The following is a 16,681-nucleotide window of genomic DNA, read 5'->3' as shown; positions in this document are numbered from 1 at the left end:
TCTCCCCGTAGGCACCGTATCGTAAGCGGCATGGTTGTAGCGCTCGTGACCGGGGGCACGTCCGGCATCGGAGCCGAATTTGCCCGCCAGCTCGCACATAGGGGATACGACCTCGTTCTCGTCGCTCGAGACGAGGCGAGGCTTGCGTCGACCGCTGACGACCTCCGTGGTCTCGGCGTGAGCGTCGAGCTCTTTCCGGCCGACCTCTCGCAGCGCGCAGACGTCGACCGTGTGGCGGCACGGCTCGAGGATCCAGCCCGGCCGATCGATTTCCTGGTGAACAATGCCGGTTTCGGCATGCACATCCCGCTGACCTCGCACGACGTCGAGGGTCTCGATCTCGGTTTCGAGGTCATGTGCCGCGCAGTGCTCGTGCTTTCGGCCGCGGCGGCACGCTCGATGCGCGATCGCGGAGACGGCCGCATCGTCAACGTCTCGTCGACGGCGGGCCTGCTCGCCATGGGGGCCTACTCGGCGATCAAGGCGTGGGTCACGTCGTTCTCGGAGGGGCTGGCCGTCGAACTGAAGGGGACGGGCGTCACTGTCACCGCCGTCCTGCCGGGCTGGGTGCGGACGGAATTCCATCAGCGCGCCGCCATTCGCACGTCGAGCATCCCAAACTCCCTCTGGCTCGACGCCGAACAACTGGTCACCGCGTGTCTGCGCGACGTCGACAGGGGCAAAGCGATCTCCATACCCACCATTCGGTACAAAGTGCTCGTCGGGTTGCTCCGTCACGCACCGAAGAGCGCCGTGCGAGGCGTCTCGGCGGCGATCTCGTCGGGCCGCAAGAAACCGGTGGAGGCATGAGCGTGGAGGAGTCGAAGGGCGAACGCCCGGATCCTGAGGCCCTCCCCGAGGAGAAGACCGCCGATGGGTCGGAGCCGACCGCGGCCTCGGTGATCGGGGCGGTGGCCGGCCGGGTCAACGACACCGCGGCCGACGTGCGCGGTCGTCTCGGCGAAGCGGCGGAAGACGTCCGCGACCGGTTCAATTCGCGCATGCACGCCTCGGTGCGTTTCGTGGCCCAGCGCTGGGTGATGAAGCCGACGATCTGGTCGATCACCGACGTGACGGTCATCGGGCGAGAGCGGCTGATCGGTCTCGAGGGTGGCTTCGTGCTCATCGCGAACCACTCCAGCCACCTCGACGCGCCGCTCATCGTGAGTGCCCTGCCGCGCAAGCTCTCGCGCTACCTCGCGACCGGGGCGGCCGCCGACTACTTCTTCGACGTCTGGTGGCGTCGCGGCCTGACCTCCCTCTTCTTCAACGCGTTCCCGATTCAGCGGGGTGGCCGTCGCGATTCGAAGAAGCGCGCCAAGCCCGCCCGAGAGAACCCCTCCGTGAGTGCGGTCTCGTTGCTCCAGCGGGGCTTTCCGGTGCTGGTGTTCCCCGAGGGCACGCGCTCCAAAGACGGCGAGATGGGATCGTTCAAGCCGGGCGCCGCTCGTCTCGCGGCAGCCTGTGACGTGCCCATCGTGCCTCTCGCCCTGATCGGGGCCAACATCGCGCACCCTCGCGGAGCGCACTGGCCACGCCCCGGCCGCCTCCCCGTCGGCGTCGCATTCGGGGATCCGATGCGCCCCGAGCCCGACGAGACCGCCATCGCTTTCTCGACACGTCTCCGCGACGAGATTCTTCGCATTCGAAACCAGTACTCGGCCGATATCCTCGGTCAGTCCGATCCGTCCAAAGGAGTCCGCCCGTGACCGACCTGAAACCCCGCCAGACGTCCGCCCCCGACGAGGGGCCCGACGTCAAGCACATGAAGTGGTGGGGCTGGGGTGTCGAGGGGGTCGCCTTCCACCACGAAGACAAGCCCGCGTTCGCTCCGTTCGTGAAGAAGATGGTCGGCGTCGACCTGCACTCCGATGAGATCACCGCCGTTCCGGCCTTCGACGATCTCGAGATCCCCGCCTCGCGCATCACCGCCGACGTCTCGAGCGCCCTCTCGCTGATCGTCGGCGAAGGCCACGTCGTGCTCGGCGACATGGAGCGCGTCGTCCACACCTACGGCAAGAGCATTCGCGACCTGATCCGGATCCGCAACGGCGTGTTCCCGCGCACCCCCGACGCCGTCGTCTATCCGGCCACCGAGTCGGAGATCGCCAAGATCGTCACCGCGGCCGTCGAGCACGACCTCGTCCTGATCCCCTTCGGCGGCGGCAGCAACATCGTCGGCTCGCTCGAGCCCATGCCCACCGAAGAGCGCATCGTCATCTCGCTCGACATGGGGCGCCTCGACCGCGTGCTCGACATCGACGACGACGGACGCATCGCGCGCATCCAGGCCGGAGCGCAGGGCCCGGCCATCGAAGAGCAGCTGAACGCCAAGGGCTGGACCCTCGGCCACTTCCCCGACAGCTTCACCCACTCGACCCTCGGCGGCTGGGTCGCGACCCGCTCCTCGGGCATGCAGTCCGATAAGTTCGGCGACATCGCCGACATCACCAAGGGCCTGCGCATGGTGCGGCCCGACGGCGTCGTCGTGATCCGCGCCGTCCCGTCGGCATCGACGGGCCCGTCGCTTCGCGAGATGATCATCGGATCCGAAGGACGCCTCGGCATCATTACCGAGGTCACCGTTCAGGTGCACCGCATCCCCGAGAAGCGTGAGATCCTCGCCTACTTCTTCCCCACCTGGGAGGCCGGTCTGCAAGCCATGCAGGCGATTGCCGAGAGCGACGCGAACCCTTCGATCACGCGTGTGTCGAACGAGTTCGAGACCGAGATGTCGCTCGCGACGTCGAAGGCCAGCAAGGGCATCTCGTCTCTCCTCAACCAGGGCGTGCAGAAGTTCATGAAGCTGAAGGGCTGGGACCTCTCGAAGATCTGTCTGTCGTTCATCGGCTACGAGGGCTCCGACGAGCACGTCGACCGCAACGAGAAGCTGGTCGCGAAGATCGTCAAGAAGCACGGCGGTTTCGGCGTCGGCAAGGGCCCCGGCGTGCTCTACGACCAGAAGAAGTTCGACACCCCGTACCTCCGCGACTTCTTCCTCGACCACGGCGGCGCAGCCGACGTGTCCGAGACCGCTGCACCCTGGTCGAAGCTGCTCCCGCTATACAACGGCGTCTACGCCGCGGCGAACCGCGCGTTCGAGAAGATCGGCGCGCAGGGCCTGATCATGGCGCACCTGTCGCACTCGTACCACTCGGGAGCGTGCCTCTACTTCACGTTCGCGTTCGAGCACGGCGACCAGCCGCTCGAGCAGTACGACATCGTCAAGAAGGCGATCCAAGACGCCTTCATTACCGAGGGCGGCACGGTGTCGCACCACCACGGTGTCGGCCTCGAGCACGCGCCGTGGCTCGGCCAGGACGTCTCGCAGCCCGGCCTCGCGCTGATGCAGGGCCTGCTCGACTCGGCCGACCCGAAGCGCAACTTCAACCCGGGCAAGGTGACGGGCAAGTAGTTCGGGGCTGCGTCGCTGCGTCGCTGCGTCGCCGCGCCGCTGCGGCTCGGCGCCTTTGCGCCGCACCACGTCTGACGGACTACCCCTCCTGCCGCGGCAGGTCGGGTAGTCCGTTTGGTGTATGCCCGCGAGGGGTTCCGTCGCGGCGCACCGTCTAGCATGCGGCAGACTGTCGGGATGCGCACCGCCAGTGGATCGAACGCCGACCGGAGCCGATTCACGGCGCTCGAACTCGAGCTGGCCGAGATCGTCGGGCAGTGGGATCCGATCGGCGTCGGCCCGGCGCGCGTCGCCGACGGCGAGTACGACGATCTGGTGCGGCCGATCCTGATCGAGCTGGGCCATGGCGTGCGCGATCGGGCGCTGGCGGTCAAGATCGCCGGAGCGATCGACAGCGACTACGGCCTGGTGATGCGTGAGCAGCAGGCCCGCGGGGTCGCCGGGACCATCACCGCCTGGTGGGCGCAGCAGCCGAACGCTCTTTGAGCTGAGGTTCCCGGAGTCCGTTTTCTGGGCCCGGTGCTTCTTTCATTCAAGGAACGTAGGATCCGGCCCGCCCCCGCTCACTCCCGGCGTCAGCCGCGCGAGGCGGCCTGATCTCCGCTCCCGCCTGCAGATTCCCGGCATAAAGGCCATTTCGCGCGCCTCCGCCCCGCCGCACCGCCGAGTGCCGCCGAATGCAGCTCGGCTGGCCGCCGCGCGCGCACTCGGCGGCACTCGGCGCACCGCCAGAACGGCAGAGCGGAGCACCGCTAGAGCGGCGGCGGACCCGCCCGACGGGCAGCCCCTGAACTAGGCGCCGAGCGCCGCGTCGACGATCTCCTTCGCCTCGGCCTGCACGCGCTTCAGGTGCTCCGGACCCTCGAACGACTCGGCGTAGATCTTGTAGACGTCTTCGGTGCCCGACGGTCGAGCCGCGAACCACGCCTTCTCGGTCACGACCTTGAGGCCGCCGACCGCGGCACCGTTGCCGGGAGCTTCGCTGAGCTTCGCGATGATCGGGTGGCCCGCGAGCTCGGTCGCCGTGATGTCGTCGCCGCTCAGCTTGCCGAGTCGGGCCTTCTGCTCTTTCGAGGCGGCCGCGTCGATGCGCTGGTAGACCGGGTCTCCGTACTTCTCGGTGAGCTCTTTGTAGAGCACCGACGGCGTCTTGCCGGTCACCGCCAGGATCTCGCTGGCGAGCAGGGCGAGGATGATGCCGTCTTTGTCGGTGGTCCAGACCGAGCCGTCGCGGCGGAGGAACGACGCCCCGGCGCTCTCCTCGCCGCCGAACGCGACGCTGCCGTCGACGAGACCGGGCACGAACCACTTGAAGCCGACCGGCACCTCCCAGAGGCGTCGGCCGAGGGAGTCGGCGACCTTGTCGATGATCGACGACGAGACGAGCGTCTTGCCGATTGCGGCGTCGGCGCGCCAGTCGGGACGGTGGCTGTAGAGGTAGTCGATGGCGACGGCCAGGTAGTGGTTGGGGTTCATCAGCCCCTCGTCGGGCGTGACGATGCCGTGGCGATCGGCGTCGGCGTCGTTGCCGGTGACGATGTCGAATTCGCCCTTGCGCTCGACGACGCTCGCCATGACGGAAGCGCTCGACGGATCCATCCGGATCTTCTCGTCCCAGTCGAGGGTCATGAAGCGCCAGGTCGGGTCGACTCCGGGGTTCATCACGGTGAGGTCGAGGTCGTACGCGTCGCGGATCGCGGCCCAGTACTCGACGCTCGCACCACCGAGCGGGTCGGCGCCGATGCGGATGCCAGCCTTCTTGATCGCCTCGAAGTCGATCACGTTGGCGAGGTCGATCACATACCCGCGCAGGAAGTCGTGGCGCCCGGGGCTCACCATGCTCTTCTTCACCTCGACGTTGCCGCCGGCGATGATCTCGTTGGCCCGATTCGCGATCCACGACGTCGCGTCGCTGTCGGCCGGGCCGCCGTGCGGCGGGTTGTACTTGAAGCCACCGTCGCGAGGCGGGTTGTGGCTCGGCGTGACGACGATACCGTCGGCCTGATCGGTGTGCTCGGGGTCGTTGTTATAGACGAGGATCGCGTGGCTGATGACCGGCGTCGGCACATAGCCGCCCTCGGCGTCGGCGAGCACGGTGACCCCGTTGCCGGCGAGCACCTCGAGCGCTGTGCGCTCGGCGGGGCCCGAGAGCGCGTGCGTGTCGCGGCCGATGAACAGCGGCCCGGTGATGCCCTGTGCCGTGCGGTACTCGACGATCGCCTGCGTGATGGCGGCGATGTGAGCCTCGTTGAACGCGGCGTCGAGCGACGAGCCGCGGTGACCGGACGTGCCGAACACGACCTTCTGCGAGGGATCGGACACGTCGGGGATCAGCTCGTAATAGGCAGCCGAGACGGCCTCGGGGTTGATGAGGTCTTCGGGGGTGGCGTAGGTGCCGGCGCGATCGGTCATGTGAGCAATAGTGGCACTGACGGCAGACGTGTGTCGTGGTTGTCCACAGGTGGGGCGGCGGATCCTCGTGTCTGTCTTTGCTGGGGAGACAAGGATCCGTGGGCTCGTCGCCCTGCCCTAGGCTCTGAGCCATGTCAGCGATCGACCACGCCCCCGACCCGCTCGAGACTTACAGCTACCTGGGCCCGGCCGGCACCTTCACGGAGGCGGCGCTGAAGCAGGTTCCGGAGGCGCGGGGCAAGAACTGGCGGAGCGTCAACAACGTGGGCGAGGCTCTGGCCGACGTGGTCGCGGGGCGCAGCGTCGCGGCAATGATCGCGATCGAGAATTCGATCGACGGAGGGGTTAGCGCGACGCAGGATGCCCTGGCCAACGTTCCGGGCCTGCGGATCGTCGGGGAGTATCTCGTCAAAGTCGACTTCGTGCTCGTGGCCCGACCCGGCACAAGGCTGGACGACGTCAAGGTCGTCAACGCGCATCCGGTCGCCTACGCGCAGACCCGGCTGTGGCTCGAGAAGGCGCTGCCCGACCACGGTCACCTGCCGGCCACCTCGAACGTCGCGGCCGCCGCCGCCCTGCTGCCACCGGTCGGCGCCGGCGAAGTCGTCGGCGGCCTGGCCGACGCGGCCATCGCCCCACCCGGAATCATCGAGCACTACCCGCTCGAGGTGCTCGCCGACGGGATCGGCGACAACCCGAATGCCGTCACCCGCTTCGTGCTCGTGGGGCGCGTGTCGGCTGTGCCGCCGGCCACCGGCTCCGACAAGACGTCGATCATCGCGGAGCTCCCCGACGACCGAGCCGGAGGTCTGCTCGACATGCTGGAGCAGTTCGCGACGCGCGGCATCAACATGAGCCTGCTCGAGTCTCGCCCCATCGGAGACGCCCTTGGCCGCTACCGATTCGTGATCGACCTCGACGGGCACATCCTCGACGAGCGGGTCGCCGACGCGCTGCTCGGGCTCAAGCGGTTCAGCCCGAACGTCATCTTCCTCGGCTCGTATCCGCGGGCTGATCGACGTGAGGTGACGGTCACGCCGCGGTACGACAACCAGGCGTTCGTCGAGGCGCGCGACTGGCTGCGCGGTCTCGTGGCGGGGGAGCCGGAGCAGCTCTAGTCGCCGCATTCGGCGATGCGAAGCGAAGCGACGCGACGCGACGCGATTCGGCCATAGTGACCCGGCGCGCCAGGACGCTTCGGCCGATCCGCGTCGGATCACGCCGCGGCTCCGCGCCGAGGAGCCCTACGCCGGGACGCGCACCCGCAACGCCAGCGGGTCGATCCACGCGCGGATCGCCACCGCCATGCCGTGGGAGTCGCCGTCGAGCTCGAAATCCTGCGGGGAGTCGAGTCGCACGACGATCTCGGAGCCCTTCATATAGCGGACCGTCTTGAGGTCGGGCGCGAGACGCATGATCTGGCGACCCGCTCGCGAGCGCCGCAGGATCCCGTTCTCCCAGACGATCTTGAGCCAGATGCCGACCCAGTCGATCTTGCGCTCGGGGCGGAGCGCCACGATGTCGAACACGCCGTCGTCCACGGCCGCGTCGGGGAGCAGCATCAGGTTGCCGGGCAGCAGCCCGCAGTTGCCGATGATGATCGTGTGGGTCTTCATCGTCTTCCGGCCGAGTCCGTCGAGGTCGTAGCGGATCGAGATGGAGTTGTTGTCGCGGAGGCTTTTCGCGATGGCGTCGACGTAGGCCAGCCAGCCGACGCGCGCCTTGAGCTTGTCGTTCGTGTTCGCCAGCATCTGCGCGTCGAGCCCGAGACCGGCCATCACGACGAAGCAGGAGCGGTCGCGCGTGCCATCGGGATTCTCGATGTCGACGACCCCGAGGTCGATCTGGCGTTCGACGCCGTTGAACGCAGTCGAGATCGCGTTGTCGAGGTGGTCGAGACTGAGCTTGAGATTGCGCGCCAGCAGGTTGCCGGTGCCCGAGGGGAGCAACCCCAAAGCCGTCGAGGATCCGCGGAGCGCCTCGGCGACACAGCGCACCGTGCCGTCTCCGCCCGCCGCTATCACCATGTCGGCGCCGGCCTCGACCGCCTGGCGCGTGATGCCGCCGCCCGGGTCGTCGATCGAGGTCTCGTAATAGAGGGTTTCGCCCCAGCCGGCTTTCTGCTGGTGACGGCGCACCGACTTCTTGATGTCGGCGAGCGACACCTTGACGGGGTTGTACACGACTGCGGCGACCGGTCGGGGCGAGGCCGGGTGCATCTCGTCATCCCTTTCAGCGGTGGCGGGGGATGGGTGGCTCATGGCACAACCGTATTCGACGGGCGCCTCCGTCGTGTGGCGGGGGTGTTAACAGCGGCCAAGACCACGACTTGTCCACAGGTCGATCGTCTCCGCCTCGACGCCGGGCGAGGACTCCTTAGACTGACTGGGTGATCGATCCCCAGCTCCTCCGCGACGCCCCCGACCGCATCAAGCAGAGCCAGCTCGCCCGCGGCGACTCCACCGAGGCCGTCGACGTCGCGCTCGCCGCCGACGTCGCGCGTCGGGCCGCGATCGCCGTCTACGAAGACCTCCGCGCCGAGCAGAACGCTTTCGGCAAGACGGTTGCGAAGGCGCCCAAGGAGGAGAAGAAAGAGCTCGTCGCCGAAGCGCAGAAGTTGGCTGCGCGCGTCAAGGAGGCCCAGGCGGCCTCGACCGCGGCCGACGAGGCGTTCGACGTCGCGATGCGCGGGGTCGCCAATCCGATCATCGAGGGTGTTCCTGCCGGGGGCGAAGAGAACTTCGTCACGCTCCGCACTCACGGCGAACCGAAGGCCTTCGACTTCGAGCCGCTCGACCACGCCGACCTCGGCGAGAAGCTCGGCGCGATCGACATCAAGCGCGGCACCAAGGTGTCGGGGTCGCGCTTCTACTTCCTGCGCGGCGTGGGCGCCCGCCTCGAGATCGGCCTCATGCACATGGCCCTCGACAAGGCCATCGCCGAAGACTTCACCCCCCTCATCACACCCACGCTGGTGCGGCCCGAGGTCATGGCGGGCACCGGGTTCCTCGGTTCGCACGCCGACGAGATCTACTACCTGCCCGCCGACGACCTCTATCTGACGGGCACCAGCGAGGTGGCTCTCGCCGGTTATCACGCCGACGAGATCCTCGACGTCTCGAACGGGCCGATCCGGTACGCCGGGTGGTCGACCTGCTACCGGCGCGAGGCCGGTGCTGCTGGCAAAGACAACCGCGGGATCCTGCGGGTTCACCAGTTCAACAAGCTCGAGATGTTCAGCTACATCCACCCCGATCAGGCGGAGGCCGAGCACGAGCGCTTGGTGTCGTTCCAAGAGCAGATGCTGCAGGCCTGCGAGCTCAGCTACCGAGTGATCGACGTCGCTGCCGGCGACCTCGGGTCGAGTGCCGCCCGCAAGTTCGACATCGAGGCCTGGGTGCCCACGCAGGGCACGTACCGCGAGCTGACCTCGACTTCGAACTGCACGACATTCCAGGCGCGACGCCTCGACACGCGCTACCGCACGGAGTCGGGCAAGACGGCTCCGGTGTCGACGCTCAATGGCACTCTGGCGACGACCCGATGGATGGTGGCGATCCTCGAGACGCACCAGCAGAAAGACGGGTCGGTCGTCGTGCCGGCAGCGCTGCAGCCCTACCTGGGCGGTCTCGAAGTCTTGGAGCCGGTCGCGTGAGCCACGATTCGTCAGAGCCCCAGCTTTCGTTCTCCGTGCCCACTATTTCACCAGCTCCTCGGCCGCGTCGTGACGATGCCTGGCTGGTCGCACTCGACGTCGACGGCACGATCATGACCGAGGGCGGGCAGATCAGCGATGCGGTGGCCGACGAGATCACGCGTCTCCGGCTCGACGGGCACGAAGTGATGATCGCCACAGGGCGCTCCGTCGCAATGACCCTGCCCGTGATCGAGCGTCTCGGATTCGACTCCGACTTCGTCGTCTGCTCGAACGGTGCCATGACCCTGGGGCGCGACGACACCTCTTCCGACGGTTACAAGACCGTCTTTGTCGAGGAGTTCGACCCGACCGAGGTGTTGACCACCATCGACGGTCGACTCGAAGGTGCGGGCTATGCCGTCGAAGACGCCCACGGCAACATGCTCTACCTTGGCGCGTTCCCCGAGATCGCCCTCACCCCGACCAGCCGCGAGGCCACGTTCGCTGAGCTCTGCGGCGTAGCGGCAACCCGTGTCGTCGTGATGTCGCCGTCTCACAGCCTCGACGACTTTCTCGAGATAGTCGAGAGCATGGGCCTTCACAAGGTCAGCTACAACGTCGGGTGGACTGCCTGGCTCGACATCGCGCCCTTCGGCGTCACCAAGGCGACCGCGCTCGAGCGTGTGCGCACCTGGCTCGACATCCCGGCCGAGCGCGTCATGGCGGTCGGTGACGGCCGCAACGACATCGACATGCTCACCTGGGCCTCCCGTGCCGGCCGCGGTGTCGCCATGGGCCAAGCACCCGACGACGTGCTCGCCGTGGCCTCCGAGCGCACGGGCAGCGACGTCGACGACGGTCTCGCGTCGGCGCTTGCCACCCTGCGCTAGTCGGTCCTTTCGAAAGGCCCCGCGGTGAGGTGCTCCTGTCAAAAGGAACGTCGCGGCCGTGTCTTCCTGCCTGCAAGGTCAGACCTGCTGCGATCTCCTCCTGGGCCGAACACTGGTCCTCTTGAAGGGAGCAGCGGGCACGTCGGATAAGATCGTCATGGTCGCGACTCGAGGGTCGCGCCCGGGAGGGCTGTCCGAGCGGCCGATGGAGCTTGTCTTGAAAACAAGTGGGCAGAGATGTCTCGTGGGTTCGAATCCCACGCCCTCCGCACCAGCAGACCAGAAGCCGGAGTCGATCAAATGGCCACAGTGATCCTCGTGCGGCACGGGCGCACCACCGCGAACGCGAGCGGCATCCTCGCCGGGCGCACCGCTGGCGTGCGACTCGACGATGTAGGACGCAAGCAGGCCTTCCGCACCGCCGAGCGCCTGTCTGATGTTCCCCTCGTCGGCGTGGTCTCGAGCCCTCTCGAGCGGTGTCGTCAGACGACCAAGTTCGTCGTAGAGGCGCAGCGAGCCCAGGGTTTCGACCCGCAGACGCCGCTCGACCGAGCGATCACCGAGTGCGACTACGGCGACTGGCAGGGCAGGCCGCTCAAAGAGCTGGCGGGCGAGAAGCTGTGGTCGGTCGTGCAGTCGCAGCCGTCGGCAGCCGTGTTCCCCGGCGGGGAGTCGATGCAGGTGATGCAGGCGCGATCGGTGGCGGCGATCCGTCGGCACGACGCCGCGTTCGAGGCTGAGTTCGGGCCGCAGGCGGTGTGGGCGGCGGTGAGTCACGGCGACATCATCAAGTCGATCCTGGCGGATGCCCTCGGTATGCATCTCGACCTGTTCCAGCGCATCAGCGTGGGCCCGGCCTCGGTCTCGATCATTCGCTACGGATCGAGCCGACCCGAAGTCATGGCGACGAACACCGACTCCGGCGATCTGAGTTGGCTGCGCGTCGCCAAGCCGGACGCCGACGCCGCAGTCGGCGGCGGCGCGGGGCACCCGGCCGCCTGAGACAGGCCGTTCGGCCAGCGCGGCGGGCCACTCGCGCACCCGCCAATCACGCTGCAGGTGCTCGTGAAACTCGACCGTCAACCCGACTGCGAACCAGTGTCGGCGGACGCTCGTAGGATGACAGCATGCCCACAATCGTCCACGGATTCGACTGGCCCGACCGGCTGGTGGTCGGCACAATCGGCCAGCCCGGAGCCCGTTCGTTCTACCTCCAGGCCCGCGCCGGTTCGCGAGTCACCAGTGTCGCGCTCGAAAAGCAGCAGTCCGAGCTTCTCGCGGCGAAGATCGACGAGATCCTCGACGAGCTGATGGTCGCCGAGGGCAACCCGATCACGATCCCCGCCACAACGCCGATCGAGCTCGTCGACAACGAGCCGCTCGACCAGCCCGTCGAGCCCGAGTTCCGCATCGGGGCGATCACATTGGGGTGGGATCCCTCGACCGCTCAGGTCGTCATCGAGGCGTACCCCTACGACGATTCCGAAGACGGCTTCGACGACAGCGACGAGTTCGGCGAGGCGACACCGCCGAGCGAGGTGCTGCGGGTCAAGATCCCCGTGGGCACTGCGCGGGCATTCGCCAAGCGCACGATCGAAGTCGTGGGTGCGGGTCGGCCGCTCTGTCCTCTGTGCGCAACCCCGATGGATCCTGAAGGGCACACCTGCCCTCCGCTCGACGACCTGCTGTGACCACGAACGCCGTCGAACCGCCGGTCGGTGAGCTCGAGCTCGCCGGCCGCATCCGAACGGCGTCGAACGCCACCTTCCTCGGCACAATCGGCGAGACGGCCGTCGTCTACAAGCCCATCGCCGGCGAAAAACCGCTATGGGACTTCCCCGACGGCAACCTCGCCCACCGAGAAGTCGCGGCCTATGTGGTGTCAGAGGCACTCGGCTGGAACATCGTGCCGCACACGTGGCTGGGCCAGGGCCCGCTCGGCGAAGGTATGGTGCAGCTCTGGCAAGACATCGATCCTGAGCAAGACCCGGTCGATCTTGTTCCGACCGACGCCGTGCCGGGCGACGGGTGGCGTCACGTCTTCGACGGTGACGACGAAGAAGACCGGCCGGTGTCGCTGATCCACGAAGACACTGTTGCGCTCCGTCGCATGGCTGTGTTCGACGTGCTCGTCAACAACGCCGACCGCAAGGGGGCGCACGTCCTGGCGATGCCGGGCGGCCACCGGTACGGCGTCGACCACGGCCTCACCTTTCACGTCGAGCACAAGCTCCGCACGGTGCTGTGGGGGTGGATCGACGACGAACTCAGCGACGACGAGCGGGCAGGCGCCACGAGGATCCGCGAGGGTCTCGGCGGCGAACTCCGCACAGCGCTCGACGGGCTGCTCAGCGTGCGAGAAGTCGAAGCGCTGGCCGCCCGCTGCGATGGTCTTCTCGCCCGGGGTCGGTTCCCGGCGCCGCACGGGCACATGCCGGCCGTGCCCTGGCCTCTGTTCTAGCCCCTCTGGCGCGGCGGCGGTCTCGGCACCGGGCCTCGACGGTTCCGTTTGGCGCGGCGGCGGTCGCGGCACCGGGCCTCGTGCGAGCCTCGGCCGCCCGGCGCTGCGACCGCCGCCACGCCGGGCCTCGGCCGCCCGGCGCGGGGACTGCCGCCGCGCCGTGCCGCGAGTGGCGGCAAATGTCGGGCGGGGTCTGTCCGCTGCAGCATTAGGCGGCACTCGGCGCCGCGCAGACCCGCGCGAGCGGCTCAGACCCGCGCGAGCGGCACAAACGTCGCGCCTAGGGTGCGGGTTGAGGCCGACGAGGCGGGTCTGTGCCGATCGGGCGGTTCTCAGCGCCGCACGCGGCTAGAACAGCCCACCAAAACGGCCGGGATAGTCGCTGAGGCCGCCAGCCCCGAACCCGCCAGCCCCGAACCCGCCAGCCCCGTACCCGCCCGCACCACCCGCCTGCCGCGACCCGAGGTACGACCCGACCACCGCGGCGCCGAGGTCGTCGGCCTCCGGCGCGATGACGGAGCCGCCGACGCGCTTGGCCATCGACGCGATGAAGCGCGCCAGGCCGGGGTCGTTGCCGAGCCGGAAGAACGTCGTGTGGGCGCCCAGCCGCATCGAGTTGTCAAGCTCGCGGACGGCGTAGGCGACGGTGAGCGGATCGGGCGGGTAGTTGAAGTAGACCTCGCCGTCGGGCTCTAGGTGCGAGGTCGGCTCGCCGTCGGTGACGATCAGCAGCACCGGTTGGGCATTCGGATGCTTGCGGAAGTGGCGGTTCGCGAGCAGGAGCGCGTGGTGGAGGTTCGTGCCCTTGTCCCACATGGCCTCGAGCCCGACGAGCTTCTCGATCTCCATCACCTCGGCCTGGCGCCCGAAGCCGATCAGCTGCAGGTCGTCGCCGCGGAACCGGCTCGTGATGAGCGTGTGAAGCGCGAGAGCGGTGCGCTTCATCGGCACCCAGCGGTCTTCCATCGCCATCGAGAACGACGTGTCGACGAGGAGGGCGACACAGGCCTGAGTGCGAGCCTCGGTCTCGAGCACCTCGATGTCGCCGACCTCGATTCGCACGTGCGAGCCGGCAGGGAGCCCCGCACCGGCCGTGCGGGTAATTGAGTTCGTGATCGTGCGGGTGACGTTCCATGGTTCGGTGTCGCCGAACTCCCACTCGCGCGAGGCGCCCGAGAGGTCGCCCGCTGCGCCGGCGCGTCGAACGTCGCGGTTGCCGCGACGCCCCGAGAGCGCCTCCGAGACGTCACGGAGCAGAGCCTTGCCGAGTTGGCGCATGGCCTTCGGGGTGAGTCGAAGCTGGCCGTCGGTGCCGCGTTGGATCGCGCCCGAGTCGCGCAGTGCTTTCTCGAGTTGCTGGAGGGCGCGGGCATCGACCGATGCGGCATCGCCGAGCTGACGGGCGAGCGCGTCGAGGTCGAGGTCGTCGAGCTGTGAGCCGTTCGACGACTGGGCCAGCTGGTCGGCCAGGGCGTCGAGGTCGGCGATGTCTTGGAAGACGCCCGTGCCGTCGCCGAGCCCCAGCCCTTCGGAGCCTTCCATCCGCTCGGAGCCGCCCCAGTCTTCGCCGGGTCGGAGTGACTGGAGGTTGCCGTCGAGCTGCCCGAGTGCCTGCATCAAATCGGGGGAGCCGAACGCCTGCTGCGCTAGGGCGTCGAGCTCGTCTCGTTGTTCCTGCGTCATTGAGTTGCGCATGCGCTGAGCAGCGGCGGCGCGCGCGGCCAGAGCGTCGATCAGTTCGTCGACGTTCTGCGGCCCCTCAGGAAAGAACGCGCCGTGCTTTGCCATGAAGTCGTCGAACATCTCGGGGGTGTCGTTGCCCTCGCGGTGAGCGTCGAGCAGAGCGTTGAGGTCGCCGAGCATCGCGGTGATCGCTTCGCGGTCGGCTTCGGTGGCGCCTTCGAGCGCCTGCTTCATGCCGGCGAACCGCTGGTCGAGCATTTCGCGGCCGAGTAGCTCTTTGATCTTGTCGTAGCTCTGACGGGCCTCGGCGCTCTGCCAAGAGTAGTCGCTGAGCTCGCTGACAGCCGCGGCCGGCGAGGGCGACAGGCTGTCGAGCTGCATCTCGGCGAGGGTGCGGTCGGTGTCGTCGAGTAGGGCGTCGCGGGCGAGTTGCTTTCGCTCGGCCAGGACGGCCCTGTCGAGCAGCTCCTTGACCTCGCGCAGCGTGCCGTCGAGGTTGTTCTTCTGGGTGAGCTCACGGCGTCGCTCGGCCACCCGGCGGGCTAGGTCGTCGAGCCCGGGTCGGTCGGCCCCACCACGGCGCAGGAACTCGCGGAGGGCCCGCTCGGGCGAGTAGCCGGCCATCACGTCTTGCCCGATCGCGTCGAGTGCCTCGGTCAGGTCGGCCGGGGGAGCCAAAGGATCCGGCCCACCCGTGTAGCGACCATAGCGAGAGTCGCGCGTGAGACGCCGATTTGCTCTAGGCATGCGGTACCGTCCGCACCTGGTCAACGGGAGTGAGCAGGGTGTCAGCCATAGATCGTCTCGCCCCCGCCTGACTCCTTGCTCACGCGACGGCCGAGATACAGGCCCTCGAGGGCTAGCTCGATGGCGCCGGCGCGCTGGCCGTCGGTAGTGGCGTCAAGGCGTGCGCTGATGTCGTCGTAGATCTCGGATTCGCCGAGCGACGGCAACCCCGCCAGGAAGTCGCGAGCGGCTACCTGCTCGCCGGTCGTGACCATGACGCCGTTCTCGATCGCCGAGACGAGCACGTCGAAGTCGAGCCCGCGGAAGTGCGCTCGAACCGTCTCGGCCGTGGCCGTGCGCAGCAGGTGGTCGAGGATCTCATCTTCGCGCCCCTCTTCGCCCGATTCGAACTCGATCTTGCCGCCGAGCACGTCGACGGCCGTTTCGAGATCGACCGGTCGAGCGACCGCTTCGGGCTCGCCCTGCCGGGTCGCCCGGTGGAGAGCGGCTGCGGCGATGGTCTCGGCGCCCGCGATGGAGAACCGGGCGCTCACCCCCGACCGCTGGTCGACGGCGCTCGAGTCGCGGAGGTTGCGGGTGAATCGGGCGAGGATTTCGATCAGGTAGTCGGGCACCTCGGCGGCCAGCTCGGCCTCCTGCCGGATCACGGCGATCTCGTCGTCGAGCTCGGTCGGGTAGTGCGTGCGGATCTCAGCGCCGAACCGGTCTTTCAGCGGCGTGATGATGCGGCCGCGGTTCGTATAGTCTTCGGGGTTCGCACTGGCCACGACGAGGACGTCCAGGGGCAGGCGCAGCACGTAACCGCGAATCTGCACGTCGCGCTCTTCCATCACGTTGAGCATTGCGACCTGGATGCGCTCGGCGAGGTCGGGCAGCTCGTTGATCGCGACGATGCCTCGGTGGCTCCGCGGGATCAGCCCGAAGTGGATCGTCTCGGGGTCGCCGAGACTGCGGCCCTCGGCCACCTTCATAGGGTCGACGTCGCCGATCAGGTCGGCAACGCTCGTGTCGGGCGTCGCGAGCTTTTCGACGTAGCGCTCGCTGCGGTGCTTCCACTCGATGGGCAGAGTGTCGCCGAGCTCCGCGGCTCGACGGATGCTCACCGTGGTGATCGGCTCGTAGGGGTGCTCGCCCAGCTCGGAGCCGGCAATGACCGGCGCCCACTCGTCGAGGAGACCAGACAGGGTCCGCAGGATCCTCGTCTTGCCCTGCCCTCTCTCGCCCAGAAGCACGATGTCGTGCCCCGCGATGAGCGCTCGCTCGAGCTGGGGGATCACGGTCGACTCGAAGCCGTGCAACCCCGGCCACGGGTCTCGGCCCTCGCGGAGGGCGTCTAGGAGGTTGTCTCGGATCTCGGCACGGACGGTCTTCTGGGCGTGGCCCGAAGCACGGAGCTCGCCGACCGTTGTGAGCGAAGGGCTGGTCATGCGCGCAAC

At 68.1% G+C, this 16,681-nt stretch carries 14 protein-coding genes and 1 tRNA gene; 11 read left to right on the top strand and 4 right to left on the bottom strand.

Features of this window, described 5'->3' with window-relative positions:
- The first annotated feature begins 30 nt into the window (after positions 1-30).
- The 4 genes from ITJ49_RS05570 to ITJ49_RS05555 all read left to right on the top strand — a co-directional run bounded on the left by ITJ49_RS05570 (position 31) and on the right by ITJ49_RS05555 (position 3,901).
- Positions 31-810, top strand: a complete 780-nt coding sequence (locus ITJ49_RS05570) for an SDR family oxidoreductase (RefSeq protein WP_194602478.1) — start codon at positions 31-33, stop codon at positions 808-810.
- Positions 807-1,709: a lysophospholipid acyltransferase family protein gene (locus ITJ49_RS05565; RefSeq protein WP_228514068.1), complete on the top strand. Its 903-nt coding sequence runs from the start codon at positions 807-809 to the stop codon at positions 1,707-1,709. Before ITJ49_RS05570 ends, ITJ49_RS05565 begins: the two co-directional genes overlap by 4 nt.
- Positions 1,706-3,415: an FAD-binding oxidoreductase gene (locus tag ITJ49_RS05560; protein WP_370275157.1), complete on the top strand. Its 1,710-nt coding sequence runs from the start codon at positions 1,706-1,708 to the stop codon at positions 3,413-3,415. Before ITJ49_RS05565 ends, ITJ49_RS05560 begins: the two co-directional genes overlap by 4 nt.
- Before the next feature lie 177 nt (positions 3,416-3,592).
- Positions 3,593-3,901, top strand: a complete 309-nt coding sequence (locus ITJ49_RS05555; RefSeq protein ID WP_194602476.1) for a hypothetical protein — start codon at positions 3,593-3,595, stop codon at positions 3,899-3,901.
- Between the two features lie 306 nt (positions 3,902-4,207).
- Here ITJ49_RS05555 and pgm read toward each other — a convergent pair whose 3' ends face one another.
- The gene (gene pgm / locus ITJ49_RS05550; protein ID WP_194602475.1) at positions 4,208-5,827 is read right to left on the bottom strand and encodes a phosphoglucomutase (alpha-D-glucose-1,6-bisphosphate-dependent); all 1,620 of its coding nucleotides are present in this window, start codon (positions 5,825-5,827) and stop codon (positions 4,208-4,210) included.
- Between the two features lie 131 nt (positions 5,828-5,958).
- On the opposite strand from pgm, the gene pheA reads away from it, so the two are divergent.
- The gene (gene pheA, locus ITJ49_RS05545; protein WP_194602474.1) at positions 5,959-6,945 is read left to right on the top strand and encodes a prephenate dehydratase; all 987 of its coding nucleotides are present in this window, start codon (positions 5,959-5,961) and stop codon (positions 6,943-6,945) included.
- Positions 6,946-7,071: 126 nt separating this feature from the next.
- On the opposite strand, the gene ITJ49_RS05540 is transcribed toward pheA, so the two are convergent.
- A complete protein-coding gene (locus ITJ49_RS05540; protein WP_194602473.1) occupies positions 7,072-8,088 on the bottom strand; it encodes a diacylglycerol kinase family protein in 1,017 nt (338 codons plus the stop codon).
- Positions 8,089-8,216: 128 nt separating this feature from the next.
- Here ITJ49_RS05540 and serS point away from each other — a divergent pair, with 128 nt between their 5' ends.
- The 6 genes from serS (at position 8,217) to ITJ49_RS05510 (ending at position 12,815) form a co-directional block, all read left to right on the top strand.
- Positions 8,217-9,482 carry a serine--tRNA ligase gene (gene serS, locus ITJ49_RS05535; RefSeq protein ID WP_194602471.1) on the top strand — a complete coding sequence of 422 codons (1,266 nt, stop codon included), beginning with the start codon at positions 8,217-8,219 and terminating at the stop codon, positions 9,480-9,482.
- A 35-nt stretch (positions 9,483-9,517) separates the two neighbouring features.
- Positions 9,518-10,354, top strand: coding sequence for an HAD family hydrolase (locus ITJ49_RS05530; RefSeq protein ID WP_370544382.1), 837 nt, complete (start codon positions 9,518-9,520; stop codon positions 10,352-10,354).
- Between the two features lie 184 nt (positions 10,355-10,538).
- Positions 10,539-10,623, top strand: a tRNA-Ser gene (locus tag ITJ49_RS05525).
- Positions 10,624-10,654: 31 nt separating this feature from the next.
- Entirely contained in the window at positions 10,655-11,356 is a 702-nt protein-coding gene (locus ITJ49_RS05520; RefSeq protein WP_194602467.1) for a histidine phosphatase family protein, read from the top strand.
- Between the two features lie 125 nt (positions 11,357-11,481).
- Positions 11,482-12,045 carry a DUF3090 domain-containing protein gene (locus tag ITJ49_RS05515; RefSeq protein WP_194602464.1) on the top strand — a complete coding sequence of 188 codons (564 nt, stop codon included), beginning with the start codon at positions 11,482-11,484 and terminating at the stop codon, positions 12,043-12,045.
- On the top strand, positions 12,042-12,815 hold the full coding sequence (locus ITJ49_RS05510; RefSeq protein ID WP_194602461.1) for an SCO1664 family protein: 774 nt from the start codon (positions 12,042-12,044) through the stop codon (positions 12,813-12,815). Before ITJ49_RS05515 ends, ITJ49_RS05510 begins: the two co-directional genes overlap by 4 nt.
- Positions 12,816-13,163: 348 nt before the next feature.
- Here the strand turns inward: ITJ49_RS05510 and ITJ49_RS05505 are convergent, their stop codons facing one another.
- A complete protein-coding gene (locus ITJ49_RS05505; RefSeq protein WP_194602459.1) occupies positions 13,164-15,245 on the bottom strand; it encodes a VWA domain-containing protein in 2,082 nt (693 codons plus the stop codon).
- A gap of 41 nt (positions 15,246-15,286) precedes the next feature.
- Entirely contained in the window at positions 15,287-16,672 is a 1,386-nt protein-coding gene (locus ITJ49_RS05500; RefSeq protein ID WP_194602456.1) for an AAA family ATPase, read from the bottom strand.
- Between the last annotated feature and the right edge of the window lie 9 nt (positions 16,673-16,681).

It is taken from the genome of Frondihabitans sp. VKM Ac-2883 (assembly GCF_015350875.1).
GTDB lineage: Bacteria > Actinomycetota > Actinomycetes > Actinomycetales > Microbacteriaceae > Frondihabitans.
The sequence above is the reverse complement of the archived record's forward strand: the minus strand, read 5'-3'. Positions and strand labels throughout refer to the sequence as shown.